This is a genomic window from Desulfitispora alkaliphila (assembly GCF_050433185.1).
In the GTDB taxonomy this organism is placed as follows: Bacteria; Bacillota; Desulfitisporia; order Desulfitisporales; family Desulfitisporaceae; genus Desulfitispora; species Desulfitispora alkaliphila.
On the sequence record NZ_JBNPXS010000025.1, the window covers coordinates 1 to 16,448 of the forward strand.

Annotated in this window: 17 protein-coding genes and 1 pseudogene; 2 read left to right on the top strand and 16 right to left on the bottom strand. The window is 37.7% G+C overall.

Annotated elements, in window-relative coordinates; genetic code table 11:
* Nucleotides 1-250: 250 nt before the first annotated feature.
* Nucleotides 251-1,147 (top strand): Na/Pi cotransporter family protein, encoded by an 897-nt coding sequence (locus GGQ84_RS09800; RefSeq protein WP_429162158.1) that lies wholly within the window; start codon nt 251-253, stop codon nt 1,145-1,147.
* Nucleotides 1,148-1,231: 84 nt separating this feature from the next.
* Nucleotides 1,232-1,705: a general stress protein gene (locus GGQ84_RS09805; protein ID WP_429162160.1), complete on the top strand. Its 474-nt coding sequence runs from the start codon at nt 1,232-1,234 to the stop codon at nt 1,703-1,705.
* 35 nt (nt 1,706-1,740) lie between these two features.
* On the opposite strand, the gene fdhD is transcribed toward GGQ84_RS09805, so the two are convergent.
* The 16 genes and pseudogenes from fdhD to GGQ84_RS09885 all read right to left on the bottom strand — a co-directional run bounded on the left by fdhD (nt 1,741) and on the right by GGQ84_RS09885 (nt 16,377).
* Nucleotides 1,741-2,517: a formate dehydrogenase accessory sulfurtransferase FdhD gene (gene fdhD / locus GGQ84_RS09810; protein ID WP_429162161.1), complete on the bottom strand. Its 777-nt coding sequence runs from the start codon at nt 2,515-2,517 to the stop codon at nt 1,741-1,743.
* The gene (gene mobA, locus GGQ84_RS09815; protein ID WP_429162163.1) at nt 2,510-3,121 is read right to left on the bottom strand and encodes a molybdenum cofactor guanylyltransferase; all 612 of its coding nucleotides are present in this window, start codon (nt 3,119-3,121) and stop codon (nt 2,510-2,512) included. The genes fdhD and mobA overlap by 8 nt, the downstream gene beginning before the upstream one ends.
* Before the next feature lie 83 nt (nt 3,122-3,204).
* The gene (locus GGQ84_RS09820; RefSeq protein WP_429162165.1) at nt 3,205-3,573 is read right to left on the bottom strand and encodes a DUF192 domain-containing protein; all 369 of its coding nucleotides are present in this window, start codon (nt 3,571-3,573) and stop codon (nt 3,205-3,207) included.
* A 20-nt stretch (nt 3,574-3,593) separates the two neighbouring features.
* Complete coding sequence (locus GGQ84_RS09825) at nt 3,594-4,526, bottom strand: type II secretion system F family protein (protein ID WP_429162167.1); 933 nt, start codon at nt 4,524-4,526, stop codon at nt 3,594-3,596.
* A gap of 11 nt (nt 4,527-4,537) precedes the next feature.
* On the bottom strand, nt 4,538-5,503 hold the full coding sequence (locus tag GGQ84_RS09830) for a type II secretion system F family protein (protein ID WP_429162169.1): 966 nt from the start codon (nt 5,501-5,503) through the stop codon (nt 4,538-4,540).
* A 21-nt stretch (nt 5,504-5,524) separates the two neighbouring features.
* Nucleotides 5,525-6,903 (bottom strand): annotated as a pseudogene (locus GGQ84_RS09835) (TadA family conjugal transfer-associated ATPase).
* A gap of 33 nt (nt 6,904-6,936) precedes the next feature.
* On the bottom strand, nt 6,937-8,145 hold the full coding sequence (locus tag GGQ84_RS09840) for a CpaE/TadZ family protein (RefSeq protein ID WP_429162171.1): 1,209 nt from the start codon (nt 8,143-8,145) through the stop codon (nt 6,937-6,939).
* Nucleotides 8,146-8,179: 34 nt separating this feature from the next.
* Entirely contained in the window at nt 8,180-8,890 is a 711-nt protein-coding gene (cpaB, locus tag GGQ84_RS09845) for a Flp pilus assembly protein CpaB (protein ID WP_429162173.1), read from the bottom strand.
* A 27-nt stretch (nt 8,891-8,917) separates the two neighbouring features.
* Nucleotides 8,918-9,835, bottom strand: a complete 918-nt coding sequence (locus GGQ84_RS09850; protein ID WP_429162174.1) for a TadE/TadG family type IV pilus assembly protein — start codon at nt 9,833-9,835, stop codon at nt 8,918-8,920.
* A gap of 15 nt (nt 9,836-9,850) precedes the next feature.
* Nucleotides 9,851-10,249 carry a TadE/TadG family type IV pilus assembly protein gene (locus GGQ84_RS09855; protein WP_429162176.1) on the bottom strand — a complete coding sequence of 133 codons (399 nt, stop codon included), beginning with the start codon at nt 10,247-10,249 and terminating at the stop codon, nt 9,851-9,853.
* A gap of 11 nt (nt 10,250-10,260) precedes the next feature.
* On the bottom strand, nt 10,261-10,602 hold the full coding sequence (locus GGQ84_RS09860) for a prepilin peptidase (protein WP_429162178.1): 342 nt from the start codon (nt 10,600-10,602) through the stop codon (nt 10,261-10,263).
* A 139-nt stretch (nt 10,603-10,741) separates the two neighbouring features.
* Complete coding sequence (gene lgt / locus GGQ84_RS09865) at nt 10,742-11,488, bottom strand: prolipoprotein diacylglyceryl transferase (RefSeq protein ID WP_429162180.1); 747 nt, start codon at nt 11,486-11,488, stop codon at nt 10,742-10,744.
* 111 nt (nt 11,489-11,599) lie between these two features.
* Nucleotides 11,600-13,606, bottom strand: coding sequence for a TRAP transporter permease (locus GGQ84_RS09870; RefSeq protein WP_429162182.1), 2,007 nt, complete (start codon nt 13,604-13,606; stop codon nt 11,600-11,602).
* Entirely contained in the window at nt 13,603-14,199 is a 597-nt protein-coding gene (locus GGQ84_RS09875; protein WP_429162184.1) for a DUF1850 domain-containing protein, read from the bottom strand. The genes GGQ84_RS09870 and GGQ84_RS09875 overlap by 4 nt, the downstream gene beginning before the upstream one ends.
* Complete coding sequence (locus GGQ84_RS09880; protein WP_429162186.1) at nt 14,171-15,139, bottom strand: TAXI family TRAP transporter solute-binding subunit; 969 nt, start codon at nt 15,137-15,139, stop codon at nt 14,171-14,173. The genes GGQ84_RS09875 and GGQ84_RS09880 overlap by 29 nt, the downstream gene beginning before the upstream one ends.
* Nucleotides 15,140-15,360: 221 nt before the next feature.
* Complete coding sequence (locus tag GGQ84_RS09885; RefSeq protein ID WP_429162187.1) at nt 15,361-16,377, bottom strand: sensor histidine kinase; 1,017 nt, start codon at nt 16,375-16,377, stop codon at nt 15,361-15,363.
* Between the last annotated feature and the right edge of the window lie 71 nt (nt 16,378-16,448).

Sequence of the window (16,448 nt, forward strand, 5' to 3'; positions counted from 1 at the left end):
TACAAAGTGACTTCCCTCCTTGTGGGTTTTCTTGTTTCGTCACTTGAAAATTTCTCCACATTGGGGTGAAGTCCTTTTTTATGCTATTGAAAACCCTATATATCAAGGTTTAATTAATTTGCAAAAGTCTCACTTAAAAATGGTATAAACCGTTAGTCGCATCATATAGTTTTGTAGTAGTTTTTTCTTGTATTTATCTTTTAATAATAAATGGGGTTGTTATATGATCTTCACATTATTCTTTATATTTATGGGGCTACTTTTATTTATTATTGGTATGCAGCTGATTAGCAGAGGCCTTAAACTATTGTCATTCTTCAGAGTTGAAAGAATAATAAGAAATATAACCTATAGTCCCACTATGGGACTGATAACAGGTACTGTAACAACTGCTATTCTTCAGAGCAGTAGCGCTGTTACTGTTATAACTATTGGGTTAGTAAATAGCGGTTTAATGAGTTTCTATCAGTCTATTGGCATTATCTTAGGCACAAATATCGGAACTTGTTTTACTGCTTTTTTGTTTGCATACAGTATAGTAGATTATTATTGGATTTTTTTATTAACAGGAGCTCTTCTCTCTTTATCTAAAAAACTAAGGTATAACTCTCTAGGCGTAGCAACTTTTGGATTAGGTTTAGTTTTCTTAGGTTTTTATTGTTTAACAGTGGGTGTTGCACCAATTAAAGAGAGCCCTGATTTGTTGCAAATAATTAGTAAAATGAGTAACAACAACATTAGCGCCGTAATTGCTGGCACACTTTTTTCAGCAATTGTTCAGAGCAGTAGTGCTACTACAGTTGTAGTACTAGCACTTAGTCAGGAAAACTTGATTAGCCTCTCAGCCGGGATAGGAATAATTCTCGGCAGTAATATTGGCACATGCGTAACTGCAGTTATTGCTATTATTGGTGCAAATCGAGCTGCTAAAAAGGTAGCTTTAGCACACGTGCTACTCAATGTATTAGGTGTTGCTGCTTTTATTCCCTTTATTAATTTATATTCAAACTTTTTGATGACTATATTTACCGATTTGTCCATGCAAATTATTTGGGGCCAACTTATTTTTAACATACTATGTTCACTCTTGATTTTACCCTTTGTTCGACCTTTTGCTAAAGTAGTTGAATATATAGCAAAAAAATAAAAAGCACTGATGAATAAAAAATTTCTAAAAGCTTAAACTAAACTTGAAAACTATATTTCCAAGTTTGCTTAAGGAGGAGATAATTTGTCTAGTAATGTAGTAGCAGTATTTAACTCAAAAGACCAAGCAGAGGAAGCTGTAAATGCACTTAGAGATAAGGGTTTTGATCAAGAGATCTCTATCTTAGCTAAAGAGCAAAACAATGAATCAGAGCAAGGTGTAACAATGGAAAATGATAGTGTCTCAGACGGGGCCACTACCGGAGGTGTAATTGGCGGACTTACTGGTTTAGCAGTAGGTGCTGGTGCTTTAGTTGTACCTGGTCTTGGACCTCTAATCGCTGCTGGGCCAATAGCAGGTCTCTTATCAGGAGCTGCTACCGGTGGTGTTGCAGGTGCACTTGTAGACTTTGGGATCCCTGAAGCTGAAAGCAAGCGGTATGAAGAAGAAGTAAAGCAAGGTAATATTTTAGTAACAGTGGAGTGTAATAGAGATCGAGCTGACGATGCAATGAGCATGCTAGGTGAAAAAGGCTCCAATGATGTAGAGATTCACTAAAAAAGAAGCTAACCTCGTCAAATGAGGTTAGCTTCTTATTTTATTCGCTGCGGGCTAGTGTATACATTACAACGAGATGCTCTAGCGAAACCCACTATTGTAACTCCTAGCTTTTCTGCTAGATTTACTGCCAATGCAGTTGGAGCTGAACGAGAAGCGATTACTGGTATTCCCACTTTTGCAACTTTTAAAAGTATTTCCGACGATATCCTACCGCTTGTCAATAACATCTTATCATCCAAGCCTATGTCCTCCATAAAGCACTTGCCAACAATTTTATCTGTAGCATTATGGCGTCCTATATCATCCCTGAATAAAAGTACACTGTCCGTGTTACATAGGGCATTACCGTGAACTCCTCCGGTCTCTTTAAAAAGCTCCGACATAGTCTGGGAACTCTTCATTAATTTGAGCATTTGATCTATTGAAATGCTGAAATTAGATTCAATAGGCTTTGTTTGTACATCTAAAACATTATAAAATGTAGTCCCTTTGCCACATCCAGTGGTAATGTATCTTTTGAGGAACATTTTTTCCGCAAAGGGTTGCTCCTTTCCTTCAATCCAAGCAGCACCTTTATCTTCATCCAGGTGAACATCCTTTAGATCCTCTTTTGTATTAATGATTCCTTCTGCAGCAAGAAACCCTACTGCTAATTCGTCCATATGCTCAGGTGTACAAAGAAGTGTAACTATCTCCTTGTCGTTAAAATAAATGGTCAGGGGACTCTCTTTTGCCAACAAGTCTTCCATTTCTTTAGCCTCTTCTATAGATCTTCTCCAAACTGTTACTCCTTGCGTTAGTTCAGTCATTGTTCCCCTCCTCGTATAGTTCCTTAGCTTTTTCCAATGTTTGCAAATCGTTTACATTAAAAAACACCTTGTCTAAATCTGTAACACTCTTCATTTTTTCTTCGCTAACAAAATTTATCTTAACCCAAGGATAGAAAGCAATAATCTTTTTAATATTTTCTTTTAAGCATTGCTCGATAGGTTTAATACACTTTTTATGATATACTGCGTGCAATGGCTGTAGATAGTTTCCCATTTGCGGAACTACTATCTCATAGCCAGGCGCTTCACTAACTAACAGTTCAATTAAACTCCTATTTACAAAAGGCATATCACAAGCTATTGTAAAGGCATAATCGTTTTGAGCTGTTACTAATCCTGCGTGTATCCCACTCAAAGGACCTTTTTGTGGGATTATATCCGTAACTACCTTGGCCTTTAAGTTCTCATATTTATTCGGTTCGTTTGTTACAATTATAGTTTCATCAAACACCTGGTTAAAAGTATCTACTGCTTTTTCTATAAAACTCTTTTTCTCATCCAATGTTAAAAATGCTTTATTTCTCCCCATTCTAGAATTTTTTCCACCAGATAATATTACACCTGTAGCCTTCGCTTTAGACATCTCATCAGCTCCCCCACCTAATGGTAACCGCAGAATTTGTAAAATTCTTAGTATAAATTATATTATAACAATTTTACTGCTGTCTAGCTAGGTTCTTTACTCAGCTCTTTAATTATTAACTGGTCACCTACCACTGTGTTTGTATTATTAATACAACCTGTGGGCATTTCAAGCACACAGGTTGCATTTTTAACTGGTAAAATTACTTTTCTAGGTGTTACTTTTTCTTGAAGCTTTAAAGCTCTTCCTTTTTCATCTAAAAAAATAACATCTATTGGAAACTTCATGAAAAAGGTATGAATACTGTTACAGGGTTTTATGATCAGACCACTCCCTGTAGGTAATTCCGTTCGTCCTATTAACCCTTTCAATCGTGTAAAAAAGCTATCTGCCCTTTCAAAATTCCAACCTAAAGTTTTATTTTTAGTAACATTTATAACTTTACAGCCCATCTAACACCCCTATAAATTAATTAATTTATTAAAGTATTTATAATTTGAATTGCTGCTGGCCCCAAAAGCACTACAAAGATGGTTGGGAAAATAAAAAAAACAAGAGGAATTAGCATTTTAACAGGTGCTTTCATGGCAGTTTCTTCTGCTAGTTGTCTTCTTTTAAGCCGCATTTGCTCAGCCTGTAATCTCAACACATTACTAATACTTACGCCTAACTGATCTGCCTGGATTACAGCTCCAATAAATGCACTAAGGTCACCTACATTACAACGATTAGCCATATCTCTCAGTGCTGCTCTCCTAGCCTTACCTTTTTTTATTTCTTGTAATAACCGTAAAAACTCTTGAGATAATACCCCTTCCTTTTTCTCCGTCACTTTTACTAATGCTCCGTCAAAGCCCAGCCCAGCTTCTACACTTATAGTTAACAAATCTAGTACATCTGGCAATTGATCCCTAATATCTTGATTTCTAGCTTGTGTTTTTTTGTTTAAATAAACCACTGGTAGAAGATATCCTACAAGTGCACTTGCAACTCCTAATAAAATTGCTTTGTGTACTTCTATGAGTAGAATGCTTACAGACATTGTAATAATCGTTAATGCAGCAGCAATGGCATACTGTAGCACTGTGAATTCACTGGGAGAAATATTTCCGGGATTTCCAGCCATAATAATTTTCTTTTGCAATACTATTTCTTTTTCTGCAGGTACTACACTTCTTGTAACCGTAGATAGTTTTGCTAAAACTGGCCGAACAACCCTTTGAAAAAAGGGGATATCTAACTCCGCCTGTCGAATGTCCTTTTGCTTGGGCTTCCCCTGTTCAAGTTGCCCCAGTCGGTCTAGTGCATTTATTCTGTGGCGCATAAAAAAATAGTAGAGAGACAATGTGCAAAAGAAGATAGAGAAAAATATGGCCCATAATATTATATATTTTAGATTATCCATATTTGTGCCCCCTAAATTTTTATATTTACCACTTTTTGAATAAGTAAAATTCCAATAATCTCTGAAACAATGCCATATGCTAACATTAAAAGACCAATTTGGTGATTAAATAGCACCATCACATAGCTGGGGTTAATAACTAATAACACTCCTACCAACACTACAGGCAATACTCCTATAATCAATCCAGATATTCTCCCCTGAGCTGTTAGCGTCTTTACTTCTCCTTTAATTCGCACTCGCTCTCTAACTGTATGGGAAATGTTGTCTAGAACCTCTGCTAAGTTTCCCCCTACTTGCCGCTGGATTAAAACAGCAGTGATAACCATGTCAAGATCCTCACTTTTTACTCTTTTTCCCAAGTTGACTAAGGCCTCTTCAGTAGTAGTTCCTAAGTTTATTTCGCGAAGAACCCGCTTAAACTCTTTACTCAAAGGGTCAGGTAATTCGTTTCCTATATGCTCCATTGCTTGTAAAAAGCTAAAGCCAGCTCTAAGTGAATTTGACATCATTATTAGCGCATCGGATAATTGATGATTAAACAAAGCAACCCTCTTGGACTTGGAAGACTTTATAAAACTCAATGGACCAATAATCCCCAGAATACTTAAGAGAAAACTTAATAAAATGTTCTCCGTTATCAACATAACCAAAACTGCAGGTCCGAGTGCAGTGAGAATCATGGTGGTGATAAACTCTTCGCCTTTTATTGGTATATCAGCTTGAGAAAGTTCCACCTCTAACCTCTGAGCTATCCCCTTTGATTTAAAAATACTACTTATACGAATAAGTGCTTCCTTTGGGGTCAACTTTGCATGCTCTTTTTGGTCCTTTTCTATGATATTCATTAGATTTTTTGAAGTATAGGTTTCTAGTCGATTATGCATATTTTTTTTGCCACTAGTTAACCACATGTATCCTCCTAAAATAAAAAAGAATCCCCATAGAAAAACTGCTGCTATAATTAATGTTGTCACAACTGCCCCCCCTTTTTTGCTTTAAATAAAATCAGAAGGGTAAAATACTTCTTGGGGAATACTTATCCCCGCCGCTTCTAACTTCTCAACAAATTTAGGCTTTATACCCGTAGCCTTAAAGGAACCCTTTAGTTTTCCTTTACTATCTACTCCCTTGGTTTCATACTTAAAAATATCTTGTAAAACCACCTTGTCCCCTTCCATCCCTTGAACCTCTGTAATATAGGTTAATTTTCTGGTACCATCTCTCAGCCTAGACTGCTGCACGATTAGGTCTATGGCCGATGAAATTTGTTCTCTAATAGCTCTTACAGGTAAGTCCATACCCGCCATCAATACCATAGTCTCCAATCTAGCCAGCATATCCCTAGGGCTATTAGCGTGCCCAGTTGTAAGAGAACCATCATGTCCTGTATTCATCGCTTGAAGCATATCTAAAGCTTCCCCACTACGAACCTCTCCCACAACAATTCGTTCAGGACGCATTCTCAGGGAGTTTCGTACCAAATCTCTCATGGTAATTGAACCTTTTCCCTCAATATTAGGCGGCCTAGTCTCAAGGGTAATAACATGTTCCTGTCTCAACTGGAGTTCTGCAGCATCCTCAATCGTTACAATTCTCTCATTTTTGGGTATGAATGACGACAACACATTTAAAGTGGTTGTCTTTCCTGATCCTGTTCCCCCAGATACAACTATATTAAGTTTCGCCTTTACACACGCCTCCAAAAACTTTGCTATCTCAGGTGTTAACGTACCAAAGCGAACCAAATCTTGGACCTGAAAGGGGTCTTTAGCAAACTTTCGTATAGTAATACATGGGCCTACTAAAGAAAGGGGCGGAATTACTGCATTTACTCTAGAACGTCGGGAAGACGTGCATCTACCATGGGCATACTTTCATCTATTCTTCTGCCTATAGGAGCTACTATTTTTTCTATAATTCTATGAACATGTTCGTCATCCCGAAATGTTATATTTGCTTTTTCTAATTTCCCCTTTTTCTCTACAAAAATCTGACCTGGCCCATTTACCATTATCTCTGTTACAGTTTCATCGTTAATCAGAGGGTTTATTGGCCCAAATCCTAAAACCTCGTCCTTTATTTGCTCCATAATCATATCTCTATCACTAGTAGGCACAAAGGATCCTTCACTGTCGATTAGCTCTGACCCTATTTCTTCAATTTTTTCAGATAATTCTTTTATACTCTCCCTATCATCTTCCTTTGATTTAGTAGAAACTTCATCTTTTAAGTCTTCTATAATCTTCTTGTGAATCTTATCCTTCAACTCAAGGTAAGGATCTATTTTAGTTTTTTTAATGTCTTTGCTATCATCAATTGTCTTGTTATTTGCACTGACTCCCTTCTCTTGCTCTAGCCTTTTTAAAAGGGACATCCAGTCTCCCCCCCTACCTTTATCTTTCTGGTTTTAGCCGAATAGTCTACTTAGCATTCCTGCTTTCTTAGTCTTAAGTTCTTCTTGCGAACCCTTTCTAGCAACAACTAATTCTTTCAAATGGTTAATGCTCTTGCTTAATTTTGCCCTTGGTTCACTCTTTACAAATGGAACGCCTTTATTGATGGCTCCAATAACCATTTTCCCATCACTGGGTATTTGACTGGCAGTAAGGAAGTCAAGACTATGTTCTAAGTCGGATATTTTAATACCATTTTCTTCTGTGGCTCTGTTCACAACTATTTTTGTCTTCACTTTATGGTGTAGTGTTTCAAAAACCTCTAGACTAAGCTTGGCGTTTTTTATAGTTGACAAGTCTAACGCTACAACTAAAAGAATCTGATCTGACATGTCCAATGCCACCATATTTGTTTCATGAAAAAAAGGCGGCGTATCAACAATGATATAATCGTAGTTCTTTTTTAGCAGATTAATTATTTTTTCTATTTGAGTTGCTGTAATCAGTTCAGCGTACTCTGGCCTGTTAGGAGCAGGCAGAATTTTAATGCCTGTCTCATGCTTGACTAGAAACTCTTCTAATTCTCGCTCATCAAAATCCTCAAAATCCTGACTTAGTTCTGTTATGGTTTTCTTCGGCAATACGTTCAGCATAACAGCCACATCACCAAACTGTAAATCTAAGTCGATTAAAGCTACTTTTTTCTTAGTGCTTTCCGCTAAGTCAACAGCTAGGTTCACTGCAATAGTGCTTTTACCCACCCCACCTTTTGTACTAAAAATTGTTACAACTTGACTATCTCTTTCCTTATTATTAACTTTTGGCTTGGTATCAGCATTTTTTCTCTTAAGTCCTGCTTTATGAACAGAGTGGATCGTTTGAGTTAAATCGTCAATGCTAAATGGCTTAATTATATACTCTCTAGCCCCTGCTATCATAGCTTTCTTGAGATATTCATTTTCTCCTTGAACCGACATGATAATAATTGCTGTATCGGGGCAATCCATAGTAATGGTTTCTGTAGCAGTAATCCCATCTACCTTAGGCATATTGATGTCCATTAAGATAACATCTGGTTGTAGCTCCCTAGCCAAATTAATTGCCTCTTCCCCATCTGACGCTTCCCCTATTACCTCTATCTCTTTCTCTAAAATAATAATTTTCTTGATATTATCTCTAGTTTCTTGCACATCGTCTACAATCATTAATTTTATTGGTTCCATCCAATCACCCCTTCTGGCATATTAGGGTACTTTCCTAGTTAAGGAATTGTCTCATGTTAGCTGGAGGTATATTTGTCTTCCCTCCGTCCACAGGTGACCTCAACAATAACCTCAAGCTACCCCTTTCGGAAGCAAGGACAAGCTGTGGTGCATTACTAGAACTCACTTCTAGAGTAATGGTATTCCTGTCTAGAGATCCACTTTCACTGGCATTTCTGGCAATAATATTATCCACTGCTAGTACTAAGATGTCTTGTAGTACGTATGTTGTCACTGTCTCACTATTTCCATCAGCTTTTTCTGCATCTACAGTTACTACAATATCCACTGAATCCCCAGGCTTAACTAGGCCAGATAAGCCTGATACTAAGTTTATTGGAATAGTTACTGCCCGATACCCCGATTTAATCTGATAGGCTAAACCATCCTCATATTGTTCTTTTTGTACCAGTTTACCTGCTAGTAGCTGTTCTTCTGCCATAAGCATAGACTTTGTTATTGCCCCATCTATTTCCTCAGGGTTTGTTATGGCATTGGGATGAATATATGCTACTGGCAAATCAACAAACTTAAACATACTCCGGTCTACCTGAGTATTTATGGGTACCTCTTCTCTTGGCACTATTACCTGCCCATATTCTGTTTGATCTAATTTTTTTTCTATGTAATCTATATACCAGTACATCCCCATTGCTGCAATAATTCCAAAAATAAGAGCTAATAATATTACTTTTTTATTTTTCATCCTATATTCACCCCCAAGTATGCAATATTAATTAATTAACTTTACTCCCATTGCTCCATAATTTTTTTGCCAAGCATCTATTTCCCCCGGTTGTACCATCTGGACAAACCTACCAACCACTTCACTCTCATTACCCTGACCAATTACATTTTTTACAAAAAAGGCAGCAAAGCCAACTATTTCAACTTTCTTGATTTTGGTTGTATCTTCTTCTTCCCCGGTATAAACAGGTATAATTATAATTCGCTTACATTCTCTGTGATGATTATCAAATGTACAGTTGGGACTGTGGTTGCACTGAGCGATTCTCCAATCCAAAGCCGATTTTGTAGGTCCCGACATATTTCCTGATTCGGTAGGCACCTTGTCTCCTACTCGGAGCATGTTTTGATATCCGTGCTTTAAGTTTTCCTCATAACGAGATGCACCACCTCCCCCTAGCGCCAAGGCACCATAATTACCTGAGCCCAATTCGTGTTCATCCCCACCTGGTGCTTTTAACCGGTATTGAACTCCATACTGTAGGTTTTGGTCAGGAATGGCCAAGGGTGCCGCACCCATATAGCCGCTCAAGCTTCCTACCATGCCTTTGCTCATTGCATATACATTCGAGGAGCTAATTCCTAGGACTGGGGCAAAGAGAAACTGTACTTCTTTTTCCAAAGACACTTCTATCTCTGTGTTTTGATTATTCAATGAAATATGGTAATGATCTCCTTTATCATTGTAGTAGAGGTATTCTTCAGCCACTTCATAGGCTTTTATCGGTTCTCCAGGCAGCTCTTGAGCACCCGCTAAAACTGCAGCGTCGGCACTATTCACCAGTTTTACTCTGGTAGTATGGAGCAAGCCCACATCTGTTACTAGGGCTGTAAAACCCAACAGAGCTACCATTCCCATTGCAACAAGTACCATTGCACTACCCTTTTCTTCTTTTAGCTTCATTGGATACACACTCCTTTACTCAATGCGCATAGTAGTATGGCCCCTCACGGGAAAGGGATTTGGAACAATTCTGCCTACAAAAGGGGTATACAAGGGCACCTGATAATCTACTTGTACACTTATTTCCTCTCCTCTGGTTCTCCAAGCAGTGATAGGAGCTATAGTTACTTCTACTTCCTCCTGATTTAAACTAGCTACAGAACCCTTTACCTGTTCGATAATTTCCATGTCAGATGTACCTAAGGCGCCATATCTAGCCCCCTCCCTAGATGCATGGGTCACAGTTAATTGCGCGTTAAATATTCGACCAAACTCTATAATTCCAAAGAGAATCATAAGGAGAATTGGCAAAACTAAAGCTAATTCTACTAAAGCTTGTCCTCTTCTCTCTCTTATTAAATTAGTTATTTTCATAAACAAATGCATCACCTCATTAGAAGTGCAATTATAGTTCCAGCTACAATAGCTACCCCATAGGGAAATGTATTATCTGCATCGGTATTGCTCAAATTCCCCAGAGTATTTACTTTAAAGCGACTCAATACACTTAAGGTTACAGCTGTACCAACTCTGTTTAGAGTAGTGACAACTGCTTTTTGATAAAACAAAATACCTATTGCCAGAGCACCTCCACAAATGGCTATGATTAAAAAGGAATTCCAGACAAAGTTGTGGCCCATCAGGGCACCAACTGCACCTAATAGCTTTACATCACCAGCACCAATACCTTCTAGAGCAAATGGAATAATTAATAAACCAATTCCCAATAGTAGTCCCAGGCCGCTATTTATAATTTAAACTTTATAAATATATTCATCTATCCGCCACAAGTCCAATTATGTAAGGACCAATTTCCCTTATTTCCACAATACCTTTGTCCTTATATCAAAAAAACCTGATCTAAGATCAGGCTTTTCCTTTGTTGCTATTCATTTTTCTTCTAATGTAAATTGCCGCAGTAGCTACCACTATTATAATAATACTAATCAATTGGGCTGTTCTCAACGGCCCTATCATTAAGCTATCTGTTCTAAATCCTTCAATAAAGAAACGTCCAACGGAATAAAGAATTGCATATGCCAGAAATATTTCCCCAACAACATAATCTTTCTTTTTCCTCATCCAGAGCAAAATACCAAAAACCCCTAGGTTCCAGATGAATTCATATAAAAAGGTTGGGTGCCGGTACGCTCCATCTATGTACATAGCCCAAGGCAAATCCGTGACATAGCCATATGCCTCTTGATTGAAGTAGTTTCCCCATCTTCCTATAGCCTGACCAAGCACGATACTTGGCGCAAATATATCTGCTAACTGCCAAAATTTCAGATTGGCCATTCTCGTATAAATATATCCGGCACCAAAGCCACCTAGAAGCCCACCATGAATCGCCAAGCCACCTTCCCAGATTGCTATCATTTTCATGAAATCACCAGCGTAGAGTTGATAATTGAATATTACATAATAAGCTCGGGCCCCAATAATTCCAACTGGTAAGGCAATTAAAATTAAATTTAGCAGCTTATCCTGGTCAACTCCCTGTCTTCCTGCTTCCCTTAGTGCCAAGAAAGATCCAAGCAAGATTGCACTACTAATTATAATTCCATACCAATATATCGTAATTGGACCAATTTGCAAGGCTACTGGATCCATATAAATCACTCCCATACAAGGTTTAATTATTAGCAGTTATAAGGAATAAGCCAAGCCGACAATAGTCCCGTCGCCTTGGCTTATATTTTCCCAAAGTCATTAATAATATAACTAGCTGTATAAGTTTTGGCCAAAGTCAGTACTTGGACCTTCTTTTGGTCGACGACGCTGGTTTAAATATGCAACAATAATAAGAGCAGCTCCAGCTATGTCAGTTTGTAACACGTACTCAGGGTAAATCATCAATAATCCACCAATAAACAGTGCAAAGCGCTCCCATAGTAATGCTTTTCTAGCCAAGTAACCAATAGAACCACTACTAATACCAATCATGCCTACAAAAGCTGTAGCTAAGGCTATGATAACAGTAACAGGAGTTGCATCGACCAGCACTAACACAGGTGACAAAGCAAATATATACGGAATCAAGAATGCCGCAATTGCTATCTTAACTGCCGTCAGTGATGTCTTAAATGGATTTGATCCGGCTACACCTGAACCGGCATAAGCTGCTAAGGCCACCGGAGGTGTAATGTCGGCTACAATTCCAAAGTAGAACACGAATAAATGGGCGGCAATAACTGGTACTCCAAGCTCTAAAAGCGCTGGGGCAGCCATTGTAGCTGTTACAACATAGTTTGCTGTGGTAGGTAAACCCATACCAAGCACAATACATGCAATCATAGTAAAGAATAAGGTCAATATCAAATTCCCGCCTGCTAAACCTATAATTCCTCCAGCCACTTTCATACCTAAACCAGTAAGTGTCACAACCCCAACGATAATCCCTGCAGTGGCACACGCGGCAATTACGGGAAGTGCGGTCCTAGCACCATCTTCAAGTGTTTTTAGCATCTCCCTTAAATTCATCCGACTTTCTTTCTTGAAGAAACTAACAACAAAGGTTGCTAAAATACCCCACATAGCTGCTCGCATTGGTGTTTGACCACTCACTAAAATATACACTATAACAACTAATGGTAAGAACAAATAACCCTTTTGCAGTATTAAATCTTTCAATACAGGGAGTTCACTTTTAGGCAGCCCATAAAGACCTTCCTTTTTAGATTCTAAGTGAACAGACAAAAATATCCCTGTGAAGTATAAAAATGCTGGTATAGCAGCTGCTGCCGCAATAGATAAATAATCAATACCTGTAAACTCAATCATGATAAACGCTGCTGCTCCCATAATAGGTGGCATTAACTGGCCACCAGTAGAAGCAGAAGCCTCAGTTGCTGCAGCAAACTCCGGCTTATAACCTCTACTCTTCATAAGAGGAATTGTAAATGAACCTGAGCCAACAGTGTTTGCTACTGAACTACCAGTAACTGTCCCCTGCATAGCACTAGCTATTACTGCTGCTTTTGCTGGTCCACCAACTGCTCTACCAGTAAGAGCAAAGGCTAAGTCATTAAAAAATTGTCCTATCCCAGTCTTCCTTAGCATTACACCGAAAAAGAGGAACAAGAATATGAACGTAGCTGAAATACCTAGGGGTATACCCATAATTCCCTCTAGACTCAAGAAAGAGTGACTTACTATTCGCTCAAAGGAAAAGCCCCTGTGAGATAAAAATCCAGGCATATAGCTTCCAAAGTAAGCATATAAAAGTGCTGCAGATGCAACAACCACGATAGGAGTACCTACTGCTCTTCTAGTAGCCTCAAGAACTAATATTACACCAATTGTGGCAACCACGTAATCTTGTGTTATAAAAGCACCTGTTCTCTGAATCAGTTCCGCGTAAAAGAACACATGGTAAAAGGCAACACCCATACCTAGTACACCTAATACAATATCGTACCAGGGTATAGTACCTTTTTTAAGTCCAGACTTCTTTGCTGGATAAAGCAAAAATATCATGAATAGTGCAATACCTAAGTGGATTGACCTCTGCTTTTGCGGAGGCAATACACCAAACATACCTGTATACAAGTGAAATACAGTTAAACTTATACCAAGAAAAGCTACTACTATTCCCCAGAATTTCAAGTCTTTTCGGTACGCTGACTCTTTATCGTATTTTTCCAGTAACTCTTCAACTTTAATTTCTTCATTGTCGTTCATATTAGCCATTGTCTCAGGTTGTTTTGAATTACTATCATTTTTTTTCATATCTCATTCCACCTCCAAATTAAAAACTTACCAATTGATAGGGGAACAGCTTTAATTATCACAAGTGAATTCTCTGTTTTTTGAGACAGGAAAACTTCTGTATTGTCTTCAAATATCAGATGATGATTAGCTATTACCTGCCCCACTGCTAAAAGCAGTTCGTCCATTTTCCTTTCAAATCCTACTACTCTATAGCTATTTCCATCAATTATAAACTCAGTTGTCTCTGACCCTGCTATTTCACTATCGACAGGTAGGTTTGCACTAAAATGATTAAATCTCATCTCTTCTAAGGCTAATCTATTGTCAACAGTTATTTTATATAACTCTTTAACTGGTTGCTTGCTAACTGAATGGGTAAACTGAATTGTAAACCCTTCTTGTCGAGTGAGTACTTTATTATAAATTATTTTATCAGTGCGGTAATCGGAAACTTGAATAATTATATAACGATCTAAATAAAAAGAGACTAAACCATATAAAAACAAACTCATTATCAACGTTATTATCAGTAAAAAATAGGGTCTAGATGGTAACCAGACCCTATTTTTCATTTTAAGTTTATTATGGAAGCTCAACGCCAACTTCTTCATAGTATCTTATCGCTCCCGGGTGTAGAGGTGTTGTAATGCCGTCAACAGCATTGTCAATAGAGATTTGTTCTCCACGAGCGTGACCTCTTGCAATCTCGTCATTCTTTTCGTACATTACCTTAGTTAAGTTGTAAACAACTTCTTCGTCTAACTCATCAGTTACATATAGCACAGCTTGAAGTGCAACTGTGTTTGCATCCTCAGGTACACCATCATAAGTTCCACCTGGAATTACATATGGAGCTGCTAATGGATAAGCTTCTTGTAAAGCCTCTAATCCTTCACCGTCGATTTCAACAAACTGAATATCTCGGCTTGTTATTACATCATTGATTGCACCAGCAGGCACAGCTAGTACGTTAGCAGCTACATCGATGTGTCCATCTTTAAACTGGTCAGCTGCATCGCCAAAAGGCACTTGAATGTCTCTAAAGTCATCGTAACTTAAACCATAAGCAGCTACAATTTCTCTGAAAGTAGCCTCTGTACCACTACCTGGAGGTCCAACTGCAACTCTTTTGCCTTTCAGGTCTGAAATAGTGTTGATATCACTATCAGCACGAGCAAAAATCTGCATTACCTCTGGGTATATAACACCTACAGCTTTAAAGTTTGTTACTGGCTGTTCAAAGTCTCCATCACCATTGAAAGCATCTTCAGCAATGTTATTCATAGCCATTACTAATTCAGCCTCACCGCGTTCTAGTAATCGCATGTTTTCAACAGAAGCACCTGATGATTGAACACCAACATTTACACCATCAATATGCTCACTCCATGCGTTTGCAATAGCTCCACCTAGAGGATAATAAGTACCAGCAGTTCCTCCAGTTGCCATTAATAATTCTAAGTCTCTTTCTCCATCTGAATCTCCACAGCCCACAAAGACTGCTGACAGCATCAATACTGCCATGATTACTGCAATTGTTCTTTTCTTCACTTCAATTCCTCCCCTTAATATTTTAATATGAACCAAAAAATGGCCCAACCTTTTTTTCAGAATTTTAAGAATATAATAACGTTTTACTATTTAGTTGTCCAACATAAATATAATTCTCTTTAAAAACCAAAATTCCTCCCAAGTATAGAATTTTTTTTGCTGAATTCAAGCTTTCGTAAAATTCCCACTAAGTTTTATTTTATTCTGTCTATTTCTATTATCTAATTTAGTATTATCTTTGCTTTAACAGTTGTTCCTTTCCCAGGAACTGAAACAACCTTAAATTCACCTTCTACTAACTCAATTCTCTGTTTCATGCTTGCTAAGCCGAAATTATTCCCCTCCACAAAATTCAGCTCAGAAAAACCACAACCATCATCTTCAACTATTAGCATAATTACATCTTTGTTAACTTCTATACTTACTTTAACTTTTTTCGCGTTTGCATGCTTTCTCACATTAGTTAAGGCCTCTTGAATTACCCTGGCCATTTGCACTTTGATATTGAAGGGAATTTTGTTTTCATTACCCTCTAAAGATACTTGTACTTGAATGTTGTTTTCTCGTTGAAATTTTTCAGTCATATTGCGAACAATGTTGTAAAAATTCTTTTCCAATTCCATATTCATTTTCAGCCCGAATATATGCTGCCTCACATCATCATAGGCTTCATCTAGTACTTCGTTGATTTTTTTAAATTCATTTTTGTACTCCTCATTATTTATCTTCCGTGAAATTTGTTTCAACTTGAAATTTGAGAAACCTAAAGCTTGAGCCAAACCATCATGTAGTTCTCTTGCAATTCGGTTGCGTTCTTCAACTATTGCACACTGGGATAGTTTTTTGTTTGCTTCATCAATAATCTTCTGTTTGTTCTTTAACTTTTGAGATAAAACTCCAACTGCAATAGCAAATAAAAAAGTGGTCACTAGCTCTATACTCAAGTATATTATAAAAGTAATATGTGTTTCAGGGCTAATTACTATTTGCCGCAGTTCTATCAATAGACTTGTAATAACAGTAAAAGTTGCTGTAAGAAGCCCACCTAATACTCCCAAGTAAAAAGAAAAGATGCCTGCAGACAATAAATGCATCCTCCAGACAGAGCTTTGGAGCATTAAGTCTTCTATGAGATGAGGGAAAATTAGTCTGATAACTAACGGACCTAATAAGAATGCAAAGGCTATAGCTTTTGGCAATGAAGGTATTTGCATAAACTCTCGATATAATCTTATCATAACTCCCCCCCTAACTAAAACCTCACTTGTACTAGTACTATGTTACCATAGAACGTATATAAAGAAAATAG